This is a genomic window from Salinifilum aidingensis (genome assembly GCF_054782015.1).
The window spans coordinates 1-22072 of the sequence record NZ_BAAGTH010000002.1 but is presented as its reverse complement, the minus strand read 5'-3'; the positions used below and the strand labels follow the sequence as shown (position 1 = coordinate 22072).

Annotated in this window: 26 protein-coding genes; 8 read left to right on the top strand and 18 right to left on the bottom strand. The window is 73.2% G+C overall.

Annotated elements, in window-relative coordinates; genetic code table 11:
- Window positions 1–38 precede the first annotated feature (38 nt).
- The 7 genes from ACYVJE_RS03185 to ACYVJE_RS03155 form a co-directional block, all read right to left on the bottom strand.
- The gene (locus ACYVJE_RS03185) at window positions 39–383 is read right to left on the bottom strand and encodes a VOC family protein (RefSeq protein ID WP_461143183.1); all 345 of its coding nucleotides are present in this window, start codon (window positions 381–383) and stop codon (window positions 39–41) included.
- Entirely contained in the window at window positions 380–1624 is a 1245-nt protein-coding gene (locus tag ACYVJE_RS03180) for an MFS transporter (protein WP_461143521.1), read from the bottom strand. The genes ACYVJE_RS03185 and ACYVJE_RS03180 overlap by 4 nt, the downstream gene beginning before the upstream one ends.
- Before the next feature lie 309 nt (window positions 1625–1933).
- Complete coding sequence (locus ACYVJE_RS03175) at window positions 1934–2494, bottom strand: hypothetical protein (protein ID WP_461143182.1); 561 nt, start codon at window positions 2492–2494, stop codon at window positions 1934–1936.
- A 351-nt stretch (window positions 2495–2845) separates the two neighbouring features.
- On the bottom strand, window positions 2846–3328 hold the full coding sequence (locus tag ACYVJE_RS03170) for a VOC family protein (protein ID WP_459159840.1): 483 nt from the start codon (window positions 3326–3328) through the stop codon (window positions 2846–2848).
- A 149-nt stretch (window positions 3329–3477) separates the two neighbouring features.
- Window positions 3478–3657, bottom strand: coding sequence for a hypothetical protein (locus ACYVJE_RS03165; protein ID WP_461143181.1), 180 nt, complete (start codon window positions 3655–3657; stop codon window positions 3478–3480).
- A gap of 46 nt (window positions 3658–3703) precedes the next feature.
- Window positions 3704–4804 (bottom strand): LLM class flavin-dependent oxidoreductase, encoded by a 1101-nt coding sequence (locus tag ACYVJE_RS03160; protein WP_461143180.1) that lies wholly within the window; start codon window positions 4802–4804, stop codon window positions 3704–3706.
- 208 nt (window positions 4805–5012) lie between these two features.
- Complete coding sequence (locus tag ACYVJE_RS03155) at window positions 5013–5651, bottom strand: HD domain-containing protein (protein ID WP_459159843.1); 639 nt, start codon at window positions 5649–5651, stop codon at window positions 5013–5015.
- Between the two features lie 99 nt (window positions 5652–5750).
- Here ACYVJE_RS03155 and ACYVJE_RS03150 point away from each other — a divergent pair, with 99 nt between their 5' ends.
- Complete coding sequence (locus ACYVJE_RS03150) at window positions 5751–6761, top strand: GlxA family transcriptional regulator (RefSeq protein ID WP_461143179.1); 1011 nt, start codon at window positions 5751–5753, stop codon at window positions 6759–6761.
- Between the two features lie 80 nt (window positions 6762–6841).
- Window positions 6842–7198, top strand: a complete 357-nt coding sequence (locus tag ACYVJE_RS03145) for a histidine triad nucleotide-binding protein (RefSeq protein WP_461143178.1) — start codon at window positions 6842–6844, stop codon at window positions 7196–7198.
- Between the two features lie 32 nt (window positions 7199–7230).
- Here ACYVJE_RS03145 and ACYVJE_RS03140 read toward each other — a convergent pair whose 3' ends face one another.
- The 9 genes from ACYVJE_RS03140 to lhgO form a co-directional block, all read right to left on the bottom strand.
- A complete protein-coding gene (locus tag ACYVJE_RS03140) occupies window positions 7231–8052 on the bottom strand; it encodes a maleylpyruvate isomerase family mycothiol-dependent enzyme (protein WP_459159992.1) in 822 nt (273 codons plus the stop codon).
- Window positions 8049–8759, bottom strand: coding sequence for a DsbA family oxidoreductase (locus tag ACYVJE_RS03135; protein WP_461143177.1), 711 nt, complete (start codon window positions 8757–8759; stop codon window positions 8049–8051). The genes ACYVJE_RS03140 and ACYVJE_RS03135 overlap by 4 nt, the downstream gene beginning before the upstream one ends.
- Before the next feature lie 98 nt (window positions 8760–8857).
- Entirely contained in the window at window positions 8858–9694 is an 837-nt protein-coding gene (locus tag ACYVJE_RS03130) for an NAD-dependent epimerase/dehydratase family protein (protein WP_461143176.1), read from the bottom strand.
- Window positions 9695–9789: 95 nt separating this feature from the next.
- Window positions 9790–11010: an amidohydrolase family protein gene (locus ACYVJE_RS03125; RefSeq protein WP_461143175.1), complete on the bottom strand. Its 1221-nt coding sequence runs from the start codon at window positions 11008–11010 to the stop codon at window positions 9790–9792.
- Entirely contained in the window at window positions 11007–12242 is a 1236-nt protein-coding gene (locus ACYVJE_RS03120) for an MAB_1171c family putative transporter (protein WP_459159849.1), read from the bottom strand. The genes ACYVJE_RS03125 and ACYVJE_RS03120 overlap by 4 nt, the downstream gene beginning before the upstream one ends.
- The gene (locus ACYVJE_RS03115) at window positions 12242–12673 is read right to left on the bottom strand and encodes an ImmA/IrrE family metallo-endopeptidase (RefSeq protein WP_459159850.1); all 432 of its coding nucleotides are present in this window, start codon (window positions 12671–12673) and stop codon (window positions 12242–12244) included. The genes ACYVJE_RS03120 and ACYVJE_RS03115 overlap by 1 nt, the downstream gene beginning before the upstream one ends.
- A 172-nt stretch (window positions 12674–12845) precedes the next feature.
- The gene (locus ACYVJE_RS03110) at window positions 12846–13229 is read right to left on the bottom strand and encodes a helix-turn-helix domain-containing protein (RefSeq protein ID WP_459159851.1); all 384 of its coding nucleotides are present in this window, start codon (window positions 13227–13229) and stop codon (window positions 12846–12848) included.
- A gap of 306 nt (window positions 13230–13535) precedes the next feature.
- The gene (locus ACYVJE_RS03105) at window positions 13536–14834 is read right to left on the bottom strand and encodes an Nramp family divalent metal transporter (RefSeq protein ID WP_461143174.1); all 1299 of its coding nucleotides are present in this window, start codon (window positions 14832–14834) and stop codon (window positions 13536–13538) included.
- Window positions 14835–14934: 100 nt separating this feature from the next.
- A complete protein-coding gene (lhgO, locus tag ACYVJE_RS03100) occupies window positions 14935–16176 on the bottom strand; it encodes an L-2-hydroxyglutarate oxidase (RefSeq protein ID WP_461143173.1) in 1242 nt (413 codons plus the stop codon).
- A gap of 76 nt (window positions 16177–16252) precedes the next feature.
- Here lhgO and ACYVJE_RS03095 point away from each other — a divergent pair, with 76 nt between their 5' ends.
- Both ACYVJE_RS03095 and ACYVJE_RS03090 read left to right on the top strand, forming a co-directional pair.
- Window positions 16253–16897 (top strand): GntR family transcriptional regulator, encoded by a 645-nt coding sequence (locus tag ACYVJE_RS03095; RefSeq protein WP_459159854.1) that lies wholly within the window; start codon window positions 16253–16255, stop codon window positions 16895–16897.
- A gap of 158 nt (window positions 16898–17055) precedes the next feature.
- The gene (locus ACYVJE_RS03090) at window positions 17056–18411 is read left to right on the top strand and encodes an MFS transporter (protein WP_461143172.1); all 1356 of its coding nucleotides are present in this window, start codon (window positions 17056–17058) and stop codon (window positions 18409–18411) included.
- 31 nt (window positions 18412–18442) lie between these two features.
- Here ACYVJE_RS03090 and ACYVJE_RS03085 read toward each other — a convergent pair whose 3' ends face one another.
- Complete coding sequence (locus ACYVJE_RS03085; protein WP_461143171.1) at window positions 18443–19459, bottom strand: DUF4185 domain-containing protein; 1017 nt, start codon at window positions 19457–19459, stop codon at window positions 18443–18445.
- Window positions 19460–19591: 132 nt separating this feature from the next.
- Between ACYVJE_RS03085 and ACYVJE_RS03080 the strand changes: the two genes are divergently transcribed.
- Complete coding sequence (locus ACYVJE_RS03080) at window positions 19592–20404, top strand: SAM-dependent methyltransferase (RefSeq protein ID WP_461143170.1); 813 nt, start codon at window positions 19592–19594, stop codon at window positions 20402–20404.
- Window positions 20405–20634: 230 nt separating this feature from the next.
- Here ACYVJE_RS03080 and ACYVJE_RS03075 read toward each other — a convergent pair whose 3' ends face one another.
- The gene (locus ACYVJE_RS03075) at window positions 20635–20898 is read right to left on the bottom strand and encodes a hypothetical protein (RefSeq protein ID WP_461143169.1); all 264 of its coding nucleotides are present in this window, start codon (window positions 20896–20898) and stop codon (window positions 20635–20637) included.
- A gap of 65 nt (window positions 20899–20963) precedes the next feature.
- On the opposite strand from ACYVJE_RS03075, the gene ACYVJE_RS03070 reads away from it, so the two are divergent.
- The 3 genes from ACYVJE_RS03070 to ACYVJE_RS03060 all read left to right on the top strand — a co-directional run bounded on the left by ACYVJE_RS03070 (window position 20964) and on the right by ACYVJE_RS03060 (window position 22022).
- Window positions 20964–21428, top strand: a complete 465-nt coding sequence (locus tag ACYVJE_RS03070) for a hypothetical protein (RefSeq protein WP_461143168.1) — start codon at window positions 20964–20966, stop codon at window positions 21426–21428.
- A 13-nt stretch (window positions 21429–21441) separates the two neighbouring features.
- Window positions 21442–21657, top strand: coding sequence for a hypothetical protein (locus ACYVJE_RS03065; protein WP_461143167.1), 216 nt, complete (start codon window positions 21442–21444; stop codon window positions 21655–21657).
- An 86-nt stretch (window positions 21658–21743) separates the two neighbouring features.
- Entirely contained in the window at window positions 21744–22022 is a 279-nt protein-coding gene (locus ACYVJE_RS03060; RefSeq protein WP_461143166.1) for a DUF4158 domain-containing protein, read from the top strand.
- Window positions 22023–22072: the final 50 nt, after the last annotated feature.

The window sequence follows — 22072 nt, the reverse complement described above, 5'->3', positions numbered from 1 at the left end:
CCGAGCGGGGCAACGGGTTTCCGCCGGTGGTGCGGGGTTCAGGTCGTGCGGGATCCGGTGAAGACGATGCGGTTGCCGTCCGGGTCGGTCAGTACCAGCAGCCGCACCGTCGTCGCTTCCTGCGGACCGTCGTAGGGGATGCCGGCGCGGTCCAGGTCCGCGGCGCGGGCGTCGAGGTCGGACTCGTGCAGGACCATCGAGGAGCGTCCGGCCCGGTCCGGTTCGGCCCACACCTGCACACCGAAGGTGTCGGCGAGGTGCCACTCGACGAGGCCGTCCATCGGGCGGGTGTCCGGCTCCCGGTGGAACAGCTTCGCGTACCACGCCGCCGCCGCGTCGAGGTCGGTCACGGTCATCTGCGCCAGCACGTTCTCGATCGTCATTCCGCGATCTCCTCCGGTGGGGGAGCCCTGCGGTGTCCCGTCCTCGAGGAGCTTACGAGGGTTTCCGGCGCGGGCGCACGGCGGTTCGGCCGGCCGCGGCGCCTCTCGTAGGCCACGGACACGCCGAGCAGCACCAGTCCGGTGCCGGCCAGGGCCGCGCCGGCGAGGTTCGGGGAGGCGTAGCCGTAGCCGGCGGCGATGGTCAGCCCGCCCAGCCACGCCCCGAGCGAGTTGGCGAGGTTCGCCCCGGACTGCAGCGCGGCCGACACGAGGGAGGGGGCGTCGCGGGCCTGGTCGAGCAGGCGGGTTTGCACCGCGGGGCCGAGGGAGAGGCTGAACATGCCGATGGCGAACAGCAGCGGCACGGCCAGCCACGGCACCGGTGCGGCGAGGGTGAGCGCGCACAGCGCGGTGACCACGCCGACGAGCCCGGTGGTGAGGGTGCGCAGCGGGCTGCGGTCGGCCAGGCGGCCGCCGACGTAGGAGCCGACGGTCATGCCCAGGCCGATGACCACCAGCAGCGCGGTGATCGCGTCGGCGGGGAACCCGCCGACGCGGGTCATCATGGGGGTGATGTAGCTGTAGCAGGCGAACAGTCCGCCGAAGCCGGTGATGATCACCGCCAGTGACAGCAGCACGCGCGGCCGCACGAGCGCGCCGACTTCGGCGCGCAGCGAACCGGTGGCGGCGCGGCCGGCGTGGGCGGGGATGAGGGTGAGCACGGCGAGGGTGGCTGCGGCGCCGAGCACGGCGACCATGCCGAAGGTCCAGCGCCAGCCGAGTTGTTGGCCGATGAGCGTGCCGGCGGGCACGCCGATGACGTTGGCGATGGTCAGGCCGAGGAACATCATGGACACGGCGCTGCCGCGGCGGCGGGGTGGTACGAGGCCGGCGGCGACGACGGCGCCGACGCCGAAGAACGTGCCGTGCGGCAGGCCGCTGACGAATCGGGCGGCCAGCAGCAGGGTGAACGTGGGGGCCAGGGCGGAGGCGAGGTTGCCGAGGGTGAACAGCCCCATCAGTCCGATGAGGACGCGTTGCCGGGGCAGGCGCACGGTCAGCACCGTCAGCAGCGGTGCGCCGAGGACGACGCCGAGGGCGTAGCCGGAGATGAGGCCGCCGGCGGTGGGGATGTCGACGTGCATGCCGCCGGCGACGTCGGGCAGCATGCCCATGATCACGAATTCGGTGGTGCCGATGCCGAATCCGCCGAGCGCGAGGGCGATCAGGGCCATCCGCACGGTCCCGGCCGGGGGGTGCCCGGCCTGTGCACGCGTGCTCATACCTCTCCTGGTCCGCTGCGCGGTCGCCGCGGCCGGTCTAACCGCCGCGGGATGCGGCGGCGGGGCCGGTGGGCGGGTGACGGCGGCGGGATTTCCGCGCCGTCCGCGGCGGGAAACCACTGCGCGGCGGATGTGGCCGAGGACACGGCCTGCGGAGTGCGACGTGCCCTCACGCGTTCGGTGTTGTGGTTGTTGCCGGTGCCGGCCGGCTCGGCGCTGCAGCACCGCCCCGGCTGCGGGGGTCTCGTGCGGCAGCGCCCCGCGGGGTCAGGAGCGCTTGGCGGGTTTGGGCGGGTCCTTGCGCAGCAGGTCGGGGCCGATGATCGCGCGCACGGCGCGGCGCAGCCAGCTCTTGCGCGGCCGGGCCTCGGGGGTGGGGCCGTCGTGCTGGGGCGTGGTGTCGATCGTGGTTTCGGCGGTCGGCTCGGCCACCGGAACAGCCGGAGCTGCCGCTGGGGCGGTGGTGGCCGCCGGGGAGTGCGGGGCGGCCGGTGGCGGCGGTGGGGGCGTGTCACCGCGCGGGTCGGGGTTGAGGCGTTTGGCGAATTCCGGCTGCTCGTTGCGGATCGCGGGGATGTAGGGCTGGGTCACCTCGACCTGGTCGACGGCGTGGCCGTCGGCCGGGGCCGCCGCGGGGGCGGGGGCGGACGTGGCGGTCGGGGGGTGCGCCGCGTCCTCGAAGGACAAGTTCCCCTCGATGCGGGTGGTCAGCGGTCCGGTCGCGTCCGATCCGCTGTCCGGGGAAGGGTGCGGGTGCTGCGTGCGGGCGGACTCCGACGGCAGCACCGGTTGGAACCACGGTCGGGTGAGATCGTCTTGAACAGTCATCCCTGATCGACTTTACGGGGGCGTGTTGGTCACTGTCACCGGCCGGGGTGGTCCGGTTGGATCTAGACCCTACCGGTAACGGTGCGATAAAGCTCAACCCTCTCCGGCATCGGAAACCGCGTGCGACATGCCACCTTCCGCTGCTCGGGGGAGGCGGGTCGGCACGCTCCGTGGCCGCCCTGGTGGAATTGCGGTCGCCGTCCCCGCCGGAGTGCACGCATCGTGATCACACCGGTGGGATGCGCAGCACGCAGCGACGCGGCGCCGGTGTGATCAACGCTACTCCCGAACCGCGCGGCGCCGCGCGTTGCGCACCCCGCGCGGTTCCGCGCGGCGGGTGGAGCACCCCGCTCAGGCGGGCTGGCCCTCGGCGGCGCGCTGCAGCGCTGCGATGTCCAGCTTGCCCATGCCCAGCATCGCCTCGGTGGCCCGCCGCGCACGCTGCGGATCCGGATCGGTGACGAGCTCTTCGAGCACCGTGGGCACGATCTGCCAGGACAGGCCGAACCGGTCGGTCAGCCAACCGCACGGGCCTCCCCGGCCACCTTCGGTGAGCCGGCGCCAGTAGTAGTCGATCTCGTCCTGGGTGGCGCACGGCACCTGGAACGACACCGCCTCGTTGAAGGTGAACTCCGGCCCGCCGTTGAGGGCGATGAACCGGTGGCCGTCGAGGACGAATTCGACGGTCATCACCGACCCCGCCGGCCGCGGCGCGCCCTCGGGGAAGCGGGTCACCGCCACCACGCGGGAGCGGGGGAACACGCTGGTGTAGAAGTGGGCGGCCTGCTCGGCCTGCCCGTCGAACCACAGATTGGGGATCACCGACGTCGTCATGACGACCCTCGCCTTTGCCGAGGCGCCGCCGGGCGGCGGCGCTGCAGGATGGGCTTTCCCCCACGGTGCTTCGCCGATGGCGGCGCGGACAGGGAACAACGTCCCGTCCGCACGCGCTCGCCCCCGCGTCGGGGTTGGGATCGCCCGCGTCAGTGCGCGTCGGGCAGAGCGGTGGCGGTGGTGATGAGGACTTCCGCGGCGGCGTCGATGCGGGGGATGTCGCCGGTGACGATGCGGTCCGGGCACAGCCCGCGCAGTCCGGAGATGAGCAGGCTGGCGCGGGCGCGGGCCTCGCGGTCGTCGAAACCGAGATCGCGGTAGATGGGCACGAGCGGTTCGACCGACCTGCAGCCGGGGCGGGCTGCGCGGTGGGGTTCAGGCGTCGCCGGAGTGCTGCTCGGCGCGGCGGGCCGCGGCGCGCTCGGCGTGCGAGGGCGGGTCGGAGGGCACGTGCGCGGGCCGGCGGGACTCCATCTCCTTGCGTAGCACGGGCACGACGTCCTCGGCGAGGTGGTCGATCTGCTCGAGCACGGTCTTCAGCGGCAGTCCGGCGTGGTCGATGAGGAACAGCTGGCGCTGGTAGTCGCCGACCTCGTCGGCCATGGCCGCGTAGCGCTCGATGACCTGCTGCGGGCTGCCCACGGTCAGCGGCGTGGTGGTGGTGAAGTCCTCCATCGTCGGCCCGTGGCCGTAGACGGGGGCGTTGTCGAAGTACGGGCGGAACTCGTTCCAGGCGTCCTGGGAGTTGCGGCGCATGAACGCCTGCCCGCCCAGGCCGACGATGGCCTGGTCGGCGCGGCCGTGGCCGTGGTGCTCGAACCGCTGGCGGTAGTGCTGGACCATCTTCCTGGTGTGGTGCAGGGGCCAGAAGATGTTGTTGTGGAAGAAGCCGTCGCCGTAGTAGGCGGCCTGCTCGGCGATCTCGGGGCTGCGGATCGAGCCGTGCCAGACGAACGGCGGCACCCCGTCCAGCGGCCGCGGGGTGGAGGTGAAGCCCTGCAGCGGGGTGCGGAACGTGCCCTGCCAGTCGACGACCTCCTCCTCCCACAGCCGCCGCAGCAGCGCGTAGTGCTCGACCGCCAGCGGGAGGCCCTGGCGGATGTCGTAGCCGAACCACGGGTAGACCGGGGCGGTGTTGCCGCGGCCCAGCATCAGGTCCATCCGCCCGTCGGCGAGGACCTGCAGCATCGCGTAGTCCTCGGCGATCTTCACCGGGTCGTTGGTGGTGATCAACGTCGTCGAGGTGGACAGCACGATGTTCTCGGTCGTGCCGGCCAGGTTCCCGAGCAGCGTCGTCGGCGACGAGGCGACGAACGGCGGGTTGTGGTGCTCGCCGGTGGCGAACACGTCCAGGCCCGCCTGGTCGGCGTGCTGGGCGATGGTCCGCATCGACTGGACGCGTTCGGTGTCGTCGGGGGTGCGGCCGGTGGTCGGGTCCGGGGTGACGTCGCTGACGGTGAAGATGCCGAACTGCATCGCGTGCCTCCGTGGTCGGGCGCCGAGCTAATCTCTCGCGTAGAAACATTTTGCGCGCGAGATGCATTCCCCAGCCTAGCGCCCGCCCCGCCGACCGGGGACAACCGGGCTCCCCGGTGTTCCTCCCCCGAACCCGCCGGGCCCGGGGAGGAACACAGCGCACCCGCCGCGGCGACGCCCACCGCCGAAGCGGCCCCCGCGGACGCGCTCACTCCGGCCAGGAGGAATTCTTGATGACCTCGACGAAGTCGTCGCGGACGAACCCGGGGACGCAGTGGGCCAGCACGTCGGCCTTGACGTTGCCGAAGGTGGTCCCCGGGCGGTCCTTGATGCCCTCGGTGAACGCGGCCAGGATCCGGTTTTTGAAGTCCGGGCGGGGGTGCGCGGCGACCACGGCCGCACGCTGCTCCGCGGAGACCGCGTCGTAGCCGATGCCCAGCACGTCCAGCTCCACCCCCCGGGTGACCAGGGCGACCTCGGAGGCCATGTGCAGCGGGATCTCCGGGGTGGTGTGCAGCGCGATCGCCGTCCACACCCGGTCGGCCTGCTCACCTGTGACGCCGCGGGCGCGCAGGAAACGGTGGGCCTCGTCGGCCCCGTCGACCTCGAAGCGCTGGTCGGTGCGGCGGAACCGCTCGGTCAACCCCAGGTCGTGGAACATCGCCCCCACGTACAGCAGCTCCGCGTCGAACCGGAGCCCCTGCTCGTGCCCGCGCAGCGACGCCCACAGGAACACCCGGCGGGAGTGGTCGAACAGCAGCGGCGGCGCCGCCTCCCGCACCAGCTCGGTCGCCTCCCGCGCTAGGGCGCTGTCCGGGATCCGCACCCCCGCGATCGTTTCGCTCACGCTCTCTCCTCATCCCGTCTCGGCACTGCTGCCTCCAGCATCGCCGGGCGCGTAGCCTGGCGCCATGTCCGTTCCGACAGAGAAACCACGGATCCGGCCATGACGCACCGCGTGGGGATCGTCGTGTTCGACGGCGTGACCCTGCTCGACGTCAGCGGCCCCTCGGAAGTCCTGCACCAGGCGGACCGGCTCGGCCACCACTACGAACCGGTGCTGATCTCCGCACGCGGCGGGGAGGTCACCACCGCGGCCGGACCGGCGCTGAGCGGCACCGTGCCGGCGGCCGAGGCCGGCCGGCTCGACACGGTCCTCGTCGCCGGCGGCGACCGCCTGGCCGAACAGCCCCTCGAGGCGGAACTGCTGGCGGTGAGCCGGGCGGTGGCGGCACGAGCGGCGCGGGTCGCCGCGGTGTGCACCGGCGTGTTCGTCCTGGCCGAGCTGGGCCTGCTCGACGGGCGCCGGGCGAGCACGCACTGGCGGCACGCCACCGCGCTGGCCCGCCGCCACCCCCGGGTGCGCGTCGAACCGGACGCCATCCACGTCCGCGACGGGCGCTTCGTCACCTCCGCGGGGATCAGCGCGGGCATCGACCTGACGCTGGCCCTGGTCGAGGACGACCACGGAGCCGAGGCGGCCCGCCGCATCGCTCGCGAACTGGTCGTCTTCCTGCACCGCCCCGGCGGGCAGGCGCAGTTCACCACGGCCACCACTCCGCCCGCGCGCACCGAGGCGCTGCGCACCCTGATCAACTCCGTGCTGGCCGACCCGGCCGCCGAGCACGACCTGCCGTCCATGGCCCGCGCCGCGGCCGTCAGCCCCCGGCACCTGACCCGGCTGTTCCGCAGCGAACTGGGCACCACCCCCGCCCGCTGGGTCGAGCGGATCCGGCTCGACCAGGCGCAGCAACTCCTCCTCGACGGGCACAGCGTCACCTCGGCGGCCCGGCGCAGCGGACTCGGCAGCGACGAAACCCTCCGCCGCGCCTTCGCCCGCCACCTCGGCACCACCCCCACCACCTACCGCCACCGCTTCACCACCACCGGCCCGCCCCGCCGCGGCGCCCGGGCCGGGGCGGGCACGGCGGAGGAGCAGGAACGCGACCCCGGCTGAGCAGGAGACCGGAACAGGAGCCGGCTCCGCGCTGAGCACGCGACGACGAACCCGAGAACGACGAACACGGGGGGAGCACCGTGGCGACAACGACCGACGACTGCCCGTTCTGCGAGATCGTGCGGGGCGCCGCGCCCGCAGCGGTGGTCCGCGAGACCGAGCGCGTGCTCGCCTTCCGCGACCTGCACCCGCAGGGGCCGTGCCACGTGCTGGTGGTCCCGAAGGAACACCACCCCGACCTCGTGTCGCTGCGGGCCGGTGGAGGCGCACTCGCCGGCGAGCTGATCCTCGAGGCGCACCAAGTCGCGCTGGACGAGGGCATCGCGGACAGCGGTTACCGCCTCGTGTGCAACACCGGCCGGGACGGTGGCCAGACCGTCTCGCACCTGCACTGGCACGTGCTCGGCGGACGCCGGTTCAGCTGGCCACCCGGCTGACGGCGCGCACGACGCGCCGCCGCCGGCCGCGCTCAGATCGTGAAGGCGAGGTGCTCGGCCAGGCGATTGCCCAGCTCGGCGTCGCCGTCCACCGCGATCGCCGCGCGGTGCTCGGCCGCGGTGGTGCGGCCCCCGACCAGCCGGGCGAACAACACCGCGTCCAGCCGCAGCGCGGCCGTGGCGGGACCGTCCAGCGCGGGCACGACCGCCGCGCGGCCGTCGACGGCCACGTGCAGCGTGCGCGCGGCCGCGCCGGTGAGTTCCAGCCGCACCCGCGCCCCGTCGGGCGCCTGGGCGCGCTTGCCGACGAGGTAGCCCAGCGCGCCGGTGATCTCCTCGAAGGCCGCGTCGACGACGGGGCCGCCCTCGTGGCCGGGGCGGCCGAGCGCGTGGCGGATGTCCTGCTCGTGCAGCCAGCAGTCGAACACGCGGATGCGCATGAACCGGCCGTAGGAGGCCTGGCCGACGGGGGTGGGCACCGCGGCGGCGAAGTCGTCGGTGCCCATGGCCTGCAGCGCCTCCAGCCGCCGGGCGGTGACTTCCCGGAACGCGGCCAGCACCGCCGCGGGGGAGTGCCCGCGCAGCGAGCGCACCCAGCACTCGTTGCGCGCGGCGATGTCGTTGTGCACGTGCGGCAACGTGGAGGGGTCCACCTCGACCTGCGGGGTGGGCTCACCGGAGAGCATCCGCTCGGTGCCGATGATGTGCGCGGCCACGTCCTGCACGCTCCACCCGGGCAGTCCGCTGGGGGCCGACCACTCGTCCTCGCGCAGGTCGGCCAGCAGCGCCTCGAGCGCCCGCCACTCCTGCTGCAGCGCGGGAACCAGGCGCTGCGGGGACAACTCGTCGTTCACGGGGCCTCCTCGGTGGTGGGGACGTCGACGACCTCGCCGCGGTTGATGCTCACCCAATCCCGCCCGGCCAGGTACGGCCGCAGCGCCCGGTGGATGGTCTCCTGGTCGGCGGGCGATTTCGGCCGCTGCAGTTCGTAGACCGTGCCGAACTCGAGCATGCCGGTGACCACGTGCCACAGCCGTTCGGCCGCCGCACCGGTGGGCGGGTCGACCAGCACCGGGCCGAACAGGCACTGCCCGTCGGCGAAGAACAGCGTCGGCACGCCGAAACCGCCCGCGGCGGTGACGCGCTGGTGGTCGGCCCACACGTCGTCGTGGGTGGACGCATCGGCCAACGCGGCGTCGAGTTCGCCCGGTGCGAGGCCGAGGTCGGTCAGCAGCTGCCGCGCCGTGTCCGGCTCGTGCGGCTTGCGGCCGTGCTCGTGCAACGCCGAGCCGATCTGCTGCAGCCACGCATCGCACAGCGCCGCGTCGCGGCGGCGCAGCCACGCGGAGATGCGCATCAGCGACCAGCCGTAGGACCAGTCGCGCTGCCACGGGTGCTTCTGGCTCTCGGCCCGGTTGACCTCCTCGAGGCTGAAGAACCGCCAGTGCACCACCAGGCCGAGCCGTTGCCGCAGTTCGCGGATCCACCGGGCGGTCTGGAACGCGAACGGGCACATCGGATCGAGGTGGAAGTCCACCTCGTGCTGCGCCGCGTCGATCACGGCCGCGCACGCTACGAGCAGCACCCCGCCCGGTCAAGCACGGCCCCTCGGCCCAGGCGCGGTCGGCCGCCGCCCGTACCCGGTTCCGCGCGGGACTGTCACTCCTCGGCGAGGGAGCGCACCCCGTGGACGGGGTGGTAGCCGAGATGGCGCGCTGCGGCGGTGGAGTCGTAGACGCGGTCGAGGCGGTCCGGCAGCGGCCAGCCCTGCCGCCGGAACACCGCCACCTCCCGCGGTGCGCGCTCGGCCAGCACCGACGCCGCGTCGTGCCGCAGCGCTGCCGCGTCGCTGCGGTGGAACAGCAGCGGTCCGGCGATGACGAACACCCCGCCGACGTCGGTGTGCTGCACGGCCAGGCGGTGGGCCCGCGCGACGTCGTCGAGCGCCACGCCCCGGTGCAGCCGGTGCGCAGCTGCCGCGGCCGCCGGTTCGGGGAAGCACCGGGCGATGCGCAGCACCACTGTGGACAGATCACTGCCGTGGGCGGCGCCGACCAGCTGCTCCGCGGCGCGTTTCGTCTCGTCGTAGACGTCGCGCGGCCGCGGTGGCAACTGCTCGTCCACCCACACCGCCCGGCCGTGCGGCACCAGCGCGTGGCCGTAGACCGAGGTGCTGCTGGTATGGACGAACCGCCGCACCCCGCGAGTGCGCGCCGCGCGCAGCAGCGCGGCGGTCGCGGAGACGTTGACCGCGTGGAACTCGTCCTCCGCGGCATTTCCCACGTGCGGGGCGTGCAGCGCGGCGGTGTGCACCACGGCGTCGGCCCCGTCGAGCAGGCGGCGCCGCAGCGCCGCCTCGCGCACGTCCCCCCGGTGCGCGGTCCACACGCCGGGGCGCAGGTCCCAGCCGCGCACGTGGTGGCCCGCCGCGTGCAGCTCGCGGCTGATCGCCGTGCCGACCGCGCCGGACGAGCCCGTCACCACAACGCGTTGCACGGTCCGGCAGCCTAGCCCGCCTCCTGCGCCGCGCGCCCCGTGCCGCTGGGGGAACCGGGCTCGGCGGGCGGTCGGTCCGTGGCGCGGAACCGAGATCACTCGAGCGAGCGGTGCGGGGCCTGCTGGGGGTGCTCGTCGGTGAGCGCCGCGCGTCCGCGGGCGAGGACGCGGTGCGGGTGGCGCAGCACGGCGAGGTCGGCGCGGGGGTCGCCGGGGACGACGAGGAGGTCGGCGGCGTAGCCCGGGGCGATGCGTCCGGCGGAGTCGCCGAGGCCGAGTGCGGTGGCGCTCGTGGTGGTGGCCATCTCGAGGATCGCCGCGGGGGAAAAGCCCAGGTATTCGTACAGTTCGAGGGCGCCGACGACGTCGTCGAACACCGAGCCCGGCAGGCCGGCGTCGGTGCCGGTGATGAGCGGTACGCCGAGGTCGGCCATCCACGTGAGCCGGCCGTAGATGGCCTGCGCCTTCTCCGGTCCGGCCTTGTCGGCGAGGGCGCGCCAGTTGCGGGAGCTCGCGGCGCAGGCGTAGATGCCGGTCCGCGCCATCGTCGTGGCGACGTCCTCGCGGCGGTCGGGCCCGTCGGCTCCCATCCAGGTGCAGTGCTCCACGGTGCTCACCCCCGCGTCGACGGCGGCGGCGATCGCGTCGCTGCCGTGCGCGTGCGCGGCCACGGGCAGGCCCATCCGCGTGGCCTCGTCCACGACCAGGGCCAGTTCGGCGGGGGTGAACTGGGACTGCCACATGGGGGGTGATTCGGGGGTGAGCTGGCCTCCGGAGGCCATGACCTTGATGACGTCGGCGCCCTGCTCGGCGGTGCGCTGGATGCGTTCGCGGATGTCGCGTTCGTGCTCGACGACGCCGCCGAGGAACCAGCAGTGCCCGCGGGGCACGGTCAGCGGGGCTCCGGCGGCGACGATCCGCGGGGCGGTCAGGTCCTCGCGGGTGATGGCCTCGCGCAGCCGGAAGGCGGCGCCGTCGCGGTCGCCGAGGTCGCGCACGGTGGTCACCCCCGCCGCGAGTGCCTGCTGCGCGCGTTCGAGCATGCCGGCCAGCAGGCTGGGCTCGTCCCGCTGGTGCAGCGCGGTGACGGGCTCGGTGCCGCCGTCGAAGGCCAGGTGCACGTGCGCGTTGACCAGTCCGGGCAGCACGGTCGCGTGCGGGTGGTCTTCCCGGGTGGTTCCGGCGGGGGCCTGCTGCGCGAGTTCGCTGCGCGGCCCGACCGCGCGGATGCGGTCGCCGTCGCAGAGCACCGCACCGTCGTGCAGGTTCTGCCCGGCGGGGCCGAGCAGGACGCGTTCCGCCGTGATCAGTCTCATGAACTGGCCTTTTCGCGTGTTTCGGGATGGTTGGCCACGGCCTGCGACAGGGTCAGCAGCTGGTGGAGGTCGGCGTCCGCGTCGGTGCTGGTCAGCACCGGCACGGCGGCGCGCAGGTCGGGGGTGTGCTCGGCGCAGGCGCGCTGCTGGCGCAGCGCGGTGCGCATGGCTTCCGCGCGTTGTTCCACGGGCGCTCGCGGGTCGTAGCCGGCGCGGGACAGGTGCGGCTGCCGGGCGGCCAGCTGCCGCTGCACGGCCTCGTGCAGCGCTGCGGCCTGCGCCCGCGGCGGGTCCTGCGGGTCGTACCCCGCGGCGGCGAGGTCGGGGCTGAGCTGCACGATCCCGTCCCGGCACTCGACGTAGCGGCGCCAGAAGCGGCGGTGCACGCGCGCCGCGCGCCACCGGTCCCCGGCGGAGGGGGCCTGCGGGTCCAGGGTCGCCTCGGGGTAGAGCGGGTGCAGCACGTCCCACAGCGGCCGCAGGGCGTACCAGTGGCGCCGGTGGCGCAGCCACGTGCGCAGCCGGGCGAGCTGCGTGAGCACGAGCGCCAGCAGCAGCCCGGCGAGGAACAGCGGGTTGGCGATGATGAGCATCGCCAGGGCGGTGGTGTTGACCGGTTCGGGGATCGTGCCGCCGGAGGAGCGCACCACCACGAACACCGCGCGCAGCAGGCTGGCCGCGGCCTGCAGTGCCAGTCCGACGGCGGCGGTGCGCAGCCCCGCGCGCAGCCGCCGGTCGGATTCCGCGCCGTAGAGCCAGGACCACCGGGCGGCCGCGCCGGTGATGTGGATGAAGTACCCGCCGGCGATGAGGTAGAACGCGGCGATGGGTGCCACCTGCATGTCCGCGGTGGAGAAGGAGTGGTCGCGCAGCGGTGGCGGGGTCAGGTACATCGCCGTGGTGATGAGGGCGGCGGTGACCGCCAGCAGGGCGCCTTCCCGCTTCGCGCGTCGCCGGGCGCGGTCCCCGCCGACCGAGAGCAGGAAGAACAGCGCCAGCGCGTAGTACTTCGCGTGCAGCACCACGTTCTGGGCCAGTTTGGCCGCGCCGTGGCCCGCTTCGGGGTTCGCGGCGGCGAGGTAGGCCAGCTGCTGCAGCCCGTAGCCGCCGGCTTGCAGCAGCAGGCAGGCCACCACCGCCCACAGGGCGCGGTTGCCGGGGGCGCGGACGAGGCGGACGAGGAACACCGCCAGCACCGCGCAGACGACGAGGTTGGTGACCGGCCAGAGCATCACGGCCACCGCGTCCCGTGGCTGAGTGCTTCCTGCGCGCGCTGCGCGCGGGACGATCCGGTGGGCAGTGCCACTTCGGTGCGGGTGCGCGCGGTCTCCAGCAGCAGCGTGGCGGCGGTCTCGGCCTCGTGTTCCTGGGTGGTGTCGTAGGCGGTGCGGCGCAGCGTTCCCCAGTCGAAGGCGTCGGTGTCGACCCCGTCCGCGGGGTGGATCGGGTCCGGGCGGTGACCGCAGAGGATGTGGCCGAGTTCGTGGGCGATGATGTGCTGCTGGTGCAGGGGAGTGGTCCGCTGCTGGTACAGGATCCATTCGGCCTTGCGGCCCGGGATCCACAGTCCGAACGGGCCGTTGGCCGCCAGCGGGTACGCGGTGGCGTGGATCGGCCGGCTGCGTCGCTGCGAGAGCCGGTGGCACACCTCCAGCATGTCCATCGGGTGGTCGATGCCGGCGGTGCGCAGCGTGGCGCGCAGCGCGCGCCGCAGGCGTCGTTCGCGGCCGCGCCGCGCCCGCGCTCCTTCTCCGTTCAGCGCTGCTCACCTCCGCTGGCGGTGCACGTCCGGGGCGGCCCGTGCAGGTCTGTGCGGGTCTGTGCACCGCGGGACATCATTGCGGTTCCTCGCTGTTGCGGTCCATCTGGGATTCGAGGAACCGGATGTACTGGGCGAGGTGGGCCAGCTGCTCGGGCGGGAGTTCGCCGGCGCGGTACAGCGCTGCGGGCAGTTCGGGATCGGCGGTGCGTCCGCTGAAGGTCTCCACGCTCACGCCGAAGACGTCGGCCAGCGCGTCGACGAGGGCGAAGCTCGGTTGCGCTCCGCCGCGCACCAGTTTCCAGACGTGCTGCCGGGAGACGGGGTGGCCGGCGGCGGTGAGGGCTTTCGCCACCGCCCCCGGGGTCCACGGCCGTCCGTCCGGTTGCGGGCAGGTCTGCATGAGCCAGCGCAGCCGTTCGCCGAACGCGGCCCGGCTGTCTGCGGTGTCGTCGCTCATGGCCCCTCCTCGCCAGTGTCGACCGCGGTCGGCAGCATGACGTGCTGTCGCGTGCCGTTGACGGAGTCCGTTGACTGCGTGGCGCGCTGACAGTACTGTTGCCGTGCCATCGTAAACTATAGATGACACCTTTGATCTCCTCAATCGCCGAGGTGATCCGCGGGTGCACGACGGCGGCGTGCGGCCGGATCCCGTGCCGCCGAAGCCTCCGACACCGGCGCGGCGAGGCCCCTTCCTGGGGGTAGGGGCCTCGCCCGCCCGGGCGGTGCGCCACCCGGGCCTGCGGTCCGCACCGGGCCGTGCGCTTCAGCCGAGGTAGCCGGCGATCTGGTCGACGGCGAGCACGGCGAACAGCACCAGGCACAGCGCCAGCACCGCGTTCGACAGCCACCGCGAGCGGTGCGCGGCGGGCACGAACCGCGAGTTGAGCAGCACCAGCAGCGTGCCCGACAGGAAGGGCATGAACAGCGCGCCGAGCACGCCGTAGACGATGGTCACCTGGAACGGCTTGTCCAGGAACAGCAGGCTCATCGGCGGGAACGTCAACCACAGCAGGTACACCCGGAACGGGCGGCTGTGCTCGCCGGCGTGCTCCGCATAGGCGTCGACGGTCTCGGCGGGAGCCTGCCGGGGCGTGCGCCAGGTGCGCCACCAGTCGGAGAACAGCAGGCTCACCCCGTTCCACACGCCGATCAGCGAGGTCATCGTCACGGCGAAAAAACCCACCAGGAACGGCAACCGCGCCCACTGGCCGTAATCCGCGGCCAGCGTCGCGCCCAGCTGCAGCAGCCCTTCGTCGCCGTCGACGACGGGCCGGCCCAGCAGCAGCTCCGCGGCGATGATCATCATCGCGACGACGAAAACGCCCATCATCGTGTAGCCGAGGGCGTTGTCCAACCGCATGAACGGCAGCCAGCGGGGCGAGCGCCAGCCCTTGGCCAGCGTCCAGTACCCGTAGGAGGCCATGGTGATGGTGCCGCCGACACCGCCGATCAGGCCGAGGACGTAGGCCAGCGACCCCTCCGGCAGCGAGGGCACCAGCCCGCCGGCCAGCAGCGTCAGGTTCGGCGTCACGAGCACGGCGGTGCCCACGACGGTGACGAACATGACCCCCACCAGCACGGTCATGATCCGCTCGAGCACGGCGTAGCGGCCGAACCACACCAGCCCCAGCCCGGCCAGTCCGCACAGCACCGCCCACGACCGCACCGACAGGGCGGGGAACAGCGCGTTCAGCGGCAGCGCGGAGGCCGACATGGCCGTGGCGCCGTAGATGAAGCCCCAGATGACGATGTAGACGCCGAAGAACCCGGTGGCCCACCGGCCGAGAGCCCGCCACCCGGCCAGCATGGTGCGGTTCGACGCCAGGTGCCACCGGCCGACGGCCTCGCCGAGGCCGAGCTTGAACACGGTGCCCAGCACCACCGCCCACAGCAGGGTGTAGCCGTACTGGGAACCGGCGACCATGGAGGCCACCAGGTCACCGGCGCCGACACCGGTGGCCGCGGCCATGATCCCGGGCCCGATCTGCTTGGCCTTGGCCCGCCACCCGATCGGCGGGTCGGGGATCTCGGGCTGCGTTCCGTGCTGCTGCGGTGCGCTCATGGCAGTCCTCGATTCGCCGTGGACGGAGAACGGAGCGGGAAACGACGGGTTTTCCGGGAGCGGGCGGTCGTCGGAACGAGCGGAGCGACGGGGACGGTGGTCAGTCGCCGGTGGCGCGCAGGTCGCGGGCCAGCCCGGGCAGGTCGAGCTGTTCGCAGACGTCGGCGGCGATGCGCCGGCCGATGGGCAGGCTGGCCGTGGCCGCCGGTGACGGCGCGTTGAGCACGTGCACCGCGCCGGGCGAGTGGTCGAGGACGAAGTCGTCGACGAGCCGCCCGTCGGCGGTGATCGCCTGCGCCCGCACGCCCGCCCCGTGCGGGCGCAGGTCCCGCGCGGTCAGCGCCGGCAGCAGCCGGCGGGCCTCGCGCACGAACAGCGGCGGCACCAGCGACCGGGCCACCTCGGCCAGACCGGAGCGCCAGTACCGGCGCGCCAGTCCGCGCAGCGCCGGATCGCGTGCCAGCTCGCCGAGCAGGTGCGGGTCGACGTCGCGCCACCGGTAGCCCTGCCGCGCCAGCGCGGGCACCGCGTTCGGTCCCACGTGCACCGCGCCGTCGAGCATCGGGGTGATGTGCACGCCGAGGAACGGCAGCTCCGGGTCCGGCACGGGGTAGACCGGGTTGGTGATCAGATCGCGCCGCTGCGGCGCCACGGCGGCGTACTCCCCGCGGAAGGGCATGACCCGCGCCGGCGGCCGCGCGCCGGCGGCCGCGGCGATGCGGTCGCTGTGCAGCCCGGTGCAGTTGACCAGCAGCCGCGCGCGCAGCTCGCCGCGGTCGGTGCGCACCACCGTGCGCCCGCCGGCGCGGGTGATGCCGCGGGCCGCGGTGCCCAGGTGCAGCTCGGCGCCGCTCGCGGCGACCTCGGCGGCCAGGGCGCGGCAGACCGCGCCGAAGTCGGTCATCGCCGTGTCCTCCACGGCCAGGGCGGCGATGCCGGCCACGTGCGGCTCGCGGGCGGCGATCTCGGCGCGGTCCAGGCGGTGCGCGGTGACCCCGTTGGCCGCGCCGCGGCGGGCGAGTTCGGCCAGGCGGGGCAGTTCCGCGTCGCGGGTGGCGACGACGAGCTTGCCGGTGCGCTGCACGGGCACGCCGTGCTCGCGGCAGTGGTGGATCATCTCCTCGCCGCCGGTGCGGGCCAGGCGGGCCTTGAGGCTGCCCGGGGCGTAGTACAGCCCGCTGTGGATGACGTTGGAGTTGTGCCCGGACTGGTGCGCACCCCAGCGGGACTCCTTCTCCAGCACGGTCACCGACGCGGCCGGGTGGGCGCGGCGCAGCGCACGTGCCGTGGCCAGGCCGAGGATGCCGCCGCCGAGGATCGCGATGTCGGTGTCGACGGCCATCCGGATCTCCCCTCGCCGCAGTGGGCAGCGAGTGTATACAGACGCTGCGTCCGGTTCAACCAGTATTCTCGCGCCCGTGATCCGTGCTGCCCACACGCCCCACAGCGCCGCGGCCATCGCCGAGCAGTTGCGCAGCTGCATCCGCAGCGGGCAGCTGCCGCCCGGCACGCGGCTGATCCAGCAGCACCTCGCCGCCGAGCTGGAGGTCAGCCGCATCCCGCTGCGGGAGGCGCTGCACGCCCTGGCCGCCGAAGGACTCGTCGAGGTGCACCCGCGCGGCATGACCGTCGCTGAGCTCAACGGCGACGACATCGCCGAGCTGTTCGACCTGCGCCGGCAGCTCGAACCCGGACTCGCCGAGGACGTCGTGCGCGGCTGCCGCGACCGCGACCGCGAGCAGCTGCAGCAGCTCGCCGACCGGATGCGCGCCCAGGGCGCCGACGCCGACGCGCGGGCCGCGGTGAACTACCGGTTCCACCGGCACATCTACGAGCTGGCCGACCGGCGGTTGACGCTGCGGTTCGTCGACCAGCTGCTGCACCTGGTCGAGCCCTACAGCCGCCGGTGGGTGCGCTCCGGGCACGATCTGCAGCGCATCGACGAGGAGCACCAGCGCATGGTCGATGCCCTCGCGGCGCGCGACGCCGAAGCGCTGCGGCAGGTGATCACCGCGCACATCGACGGGGCCCGCGCTCACGTGCTCGCCGCCCACCAGCGGTGACGCGGCAGCGGCGCCGGGCACGGGACACCACCGGTGACCGCGCAGCCCCGGGTGCTCCGGCGAATGTGGGCAAGCTTACCGCGGCCACGCGTAAGCCACGGGGTTGGTTAGCCGATATAACCATTGGAGGTGCGTGACGTCGAGCGGGAGGAGAGGCAGTGTCCCGGCCACGGCCGCCGCAGCAGCGCGAGCACAACCGTGCGAGCACTCGTTCTTGGCTGATCTGGATCGTCGGGGCGCTGATCTACCTGCTCTCCGTGTTCCACCGGACCTCGTTCGGCGTGGCGGGCCTGTACGCGACCGAGCGCTTCGCGGTGGGTCCCGCGGCGCTGGGCACGTTCACCGTGCTGCAGGTCGGCGTGTACGCGGCGATGCAGATCCCCACCGGGGTGCTGGTCGACCGCTTCGGGCCGCGCAAGGTGCTCACGGCGGCGCTGCTGTTCCTCGGCCTCGGCCAGGTGCTGCTGGCCGCGGCGCAGTCCTACCCGACGGGGCTGCTCGCCCGCGGGGTGCTCGGCTTCGGGGACGCGCTGACCTTCGTCAGCGTGCTGCGGTTGATCGCCGCGCACTTCTCCGGCAGGCGCTACCCGCTGGTCACCTCGCTGACCACGGCCATGGGCTACGTCGGCAACCTCGCCGCGACCGTCCCGCTCGCGATGGCGCTGGCAGGTCAGGGCTGGACGCCCACGTTCCTCGTGGTGGGCCTGTGCACGGCCGCCTTCGCCGCGGTCGCCGCGCTGAGCCTGCGGGACGCGCCGCGCGCGGCGACCGCGCGCGCGACGCGGTCCGAGGAGGGGAGCGCTTCCGGTTCGCTGCTGCAGCAGGTGTCGGGTGCCTGGCGGGTGCCCGGCACGCGGCTGGGCTTCTGGGTGCACTTCTCCACGATGTTCGCCCCGAACGTGCTCACCCTGCTGTGGGGCGTGCCGTTCCTGGTGCAGGGCCAGGGATTCGAGCCCGCCGCGGCCAGCGCCATGCTGATGGTGTTCGTGTTCGGCTCCATGTTCGGCGGTCCCGCGGTGGGGGCGGTGATCGCGCGCAAGGCGTGGGTGCGCATGCCGCTGACCGCTGCCTACCTGATGGGGGCGCTGCTGGTGTGGGCGGTTCTGCTCAGCTGGCCCGGTTCGATCCCGCTGGGGGTGCTGCTCCCGGCCTTCGCGCTGCTGTCCTTGGGCGGCCCGGTGTCCACGGTGGGCTTCATGCTGGCCCGCGACTACAACCCGATGCACCGGGTCGGCACGTCGACCGGCGTGGTCAACGTGGGCGGCTTCGTGGCGACGACCATCGCCTCCTTGCTGGTCGGGATGCTGGTGCAGGTCTCCGGCGGGCAGTACCGCGTGGCGCTGCTCGCCGTCGTGGCGGTGCTGCTCGTCGGCGCCTGGCGCGTGCTGGTGTGGTGGCGCCGGGCGCGCGGTGCGGTGTTCGCCGCCATCGACCGCGGCGACGAGGTCCCGGTGCGGATTCGGCGGCGCTCCTGGGACCTGTCCTCCGCCGAGTCGGAGCTCTCGCCGCTGTAGGGCGGTGAGCTCGGCGGACGGGCCGCCGCGCTCACCGCAGCAGTTCGGAGAGGTCGGTGGCGAACTGCATCGCGCGATAGGGCCAGTTGGTGCTGGTGTTCCACTGGCTGACCACCAGGTGCAGGTTGTCCACAGTGGATCCGGGTACGACGTAGCCGCCGTAGAGCTGCGCCACCCGGCCGGTGGCGTGGTCCTCGCCGTCCCAGGCCGTGCCCGCGAGCGCGGCGGCGCGCGGCGCCTCGTGCAGGTTCGCGTTGGGCCGGTCGAGCAGCAGCGCGTCGATGCGGTAACCACCGGCGTCGAAGAACACCAGCAGCCAGTGCCGCCGCCCGTCCGGTCCGGGCACCCGCCGCAGGCACAGCTCACCGTGCGCGCCGGGCAGGGTCACCGTGGCCGCGTTGCCCCAGGCCCACCGGCCCTCGGCGAAACCCCACGGCTGCCAGGCGCGCGCGTCGGTGAGCGCCTCGGCCGGCACGCGGTGCAGCAGCAGCCCGGCGTTGCGCTGGAACCCGGTGGTGTAGGCGTAGACGTAGCCGTCGTCGGCCAGCTCCCACGTGAGCATCTGGAACAGCCCGCCGCAGGCCGACCCGGGCCATTCGACGCCCGCCCGGCGCCAGGTCTCGCCGTTGTCGCGCGAGACCAGCACGTCGGTGAAGAGCACGTTGCCGAGCCCGCGGCAGGCCATGACGTGCAGGTACATCGCATCACCGAGCGTGAGCACGTCGGTGGGCAGGATCGTGGAGCACCGCGGCCGGCGCAGCAGCCCGGCCCTGGGGTAGGTGAGGAGTTGCCGCGCGCGGGCGGTGCGGTCGCCGCCGGATCCGGTCCACCGCAGTCCCTCCAGCGCGCTGCCGGCCTCGGCGAAGAGCACCACCGGCGAGCGCCAGCCGGGCCCGCCCACCGTGGCGTGCTCGAACGTGTCGCCGAACACGGCCACCAGCCGCCCGTCCGGGGCCGTGGTCACCACGCCGAGGTCCGTACCGCCGATGCCGAACGCGTCGGTCAGCCCGGGCCCGGTGAGATCGGCGATCTTGCGCGTGCGCACCATGCCCCCACTGTGCCGCAGTCGTGCCACCCGTGTTGCCGCCGCGGCCGCGCAGGCCGCAGCATGACCTCGCGCCGGGCGCGGCACTGCGCCCGCCGCCCGGAAAGCAGCATTGCCGCAGCGAAAGGTGCCCCTGTGACCAGCGAGCCCGTGGACCCCTCCGCACTGCCCGAGGTGGACACCTCCACCCCGAACATCGCCCGGATGTACGACCACCTGCTGGGCGGGTCGGCGAACCTGCCCGTGGACCGCGAGGCCGTGGCGCAGCTGCTCGCCGCCTTCCCCGGCAACCGGGCGTGGGTGCAGATCAACCGCGCGTTCCTGCTGCGCGCCGTGCGCGCGCTGTGCGACCGGGGCATCGACCAGTTCCTCGACCTGGGCTCCGGCATCCCCACCGAGGGCAACGTGCACGACATCGCCGCAGCGGCCGACCCGGCCGCGCGGGTGGCCTACGTGGACATCGACCCCACCGCGGTGGCCCACGCGCGACACCTGCTGCAGGACGCCTCCCACGTCACGGTCACCCGGGCCGACCTGCGCGAACCGCGGAGCGTGCTGCAAGCCCCCGGGGTGAGCGGGCTGCTGGACTTCACCCGGCCCGTGGCGGTGCTGGCCGTGGCGGTGCTGGACATCGTCGAGGCCGACCCGACCGCGCTGCTGGCCACCTACCGCGCCGCGTGCGCGCCCGGCAGTGCCCTGGTCGTCTCGCACAGCGCCGACCTGGAACTCACCGACGCCGAACGCGACGGCGCCCAGCAGGTGTTCTCCCGCACCAGCACGCCGCAGCTGCACCTGCGCGACCGCGACGAGATCGCCGCGTTGTTCACCGACTACACCCTGCTCGAGCCCGGAGTCGTGCCCAGCGCCGCCTGGCGCCCCGACGCGCCCGTCAGCGACGCGCAGGCCCGCCGGTCCAACAGCTACGCCGCCGTCGGCGTGCTGCAGTGAGCCCGGTCGATCTCCTCGCCCCAGCGAGCCGTCGCGGCTGAATCTCCGGGTCAGTTCCCGGATCGAGCTCAAGGACATCGATCGACCGACGCCAGTGGGGTCCGTCAGAACCAGCTGACAGTCCCGCGCACGTCCTCGCGCGCTCGGTCGAACCTCGGCGGGCGCTCGCGGTTGCTGTTCATCCCACGATGATCACGTCTCGGCGGCGGGTGTGCACCACCGGCTGGCGACTACTGCCGCCTGGCGGGCTCGTCGAGGGGGAACAGCGCCAGCTCGGGCTCGGGTTCGGTGAAGGTGAAGGCCATCTGCCCGTCTTCGTCGTGGGAGGGGCATGTGCGGCAGGTGACCGCCGCGTCGACCGCGTGCAGCTCGCCGAGGACACCGAGGAGGCGGTGCGCCGGGTGCGTGGCGGCGCACGTGATGCGTGCGGGCGATTTTTGTGGTTTTCCCTCGCGCGAGTGGGGCGGTCTGGCATCCTGATGATCAGAGTTCAAGATCGAACTCTGCCCGGGTGACTGGGGGACAACTGGGGAAGGACAACGATGGGGGAGGAACACCCGTGAGCGAAGCAGTGACCGAGTTCGACGCCGACGCGGTCGGGAGCAAGCTGGAGTCCGTGCCGGCTGATGCGACGCCCGAGCAGGCCGCTGAGTACTTGTTTCCGGACGACGAGGAGTTGCGCGCCGAATTCCTGCGTCGGGAACAGGCCCTGCGCGATGGGCTGGCCCAGGCGCAGGCCGAGGTCGAAGGACCGTCCGCCAAGGCCCTGCCCGCCATCGTCGCGGCGGCGTTGCCTGTCATCGCCCGGTGCGTGTGGGGATCGCTGTCTGGGGCTGTGATCGGCCAGATCAGCAACTACGTCAAGAACAATGAGCTGGGCAAGGCCGAGGACCTCGTCGTTGACGCCTGCGTGGGCTGCATTACCGGCGTGGTGCCGTTCATCAGCAAGCCGGTGGCTCGCAAGATCAGCGGCGAGGTCGCCGGGGCCATCATCTGGTTGATCGTCCAGATGGGCCCGAAGTGATGGGCGGCGGACCGTGACGGAAGAGGACCGAGTCTCGCCTGGGCATGCCGCGTTTTGGGAAGCGCTCGGGCTGACGCTGTTGATGTATCTGGTGTTTGCCCTGCGCGACGGCCTCGGAATGACGTGGCTGCTGGCTGGTGCGTTGGTGGCGTTGTTCTTGGTGGGGTGGGGCTTGCTGTACCTGGCCAACCGGTTCACGCGCAAGCGGCGCACCCCGCCGGCTGGGTAACAGCACCTCGTACGACGGTGGCCCGCGCCGGACCGGTGCGGGCCACCGAGGCTGTCCTGAGGCGGGGTGCCGGTAAGGAACGGGTCATGAGCCGCCATTCGTTTCGGTTCGGGTGCTCGGTAGCGTTCGTGCATGGCGCGGAGTTGGATCAGGACGAGCTGGTCGAGCACTGGACGCTGATCGGTGACGATCTGGACCGGGTGGCGGGCAAGCGTGGCGCGGCGAAGCTGGGTTTTGCCCTGTTGCTGAAGTTCTTCGCTGCCCGTGGTCGGTTTCCCGTGGGCGCAGTGGTCTTGCGGACGCGTTTCGGGATGAGGATGTCCCGGTTTCTGGCCAGTCAGCGCTCGTCTTCGGTGGGGCGGTGATGTACGTACTCGACCACCGTGCCGTCAGGGTGGCGTGCGTTGAACGCTGC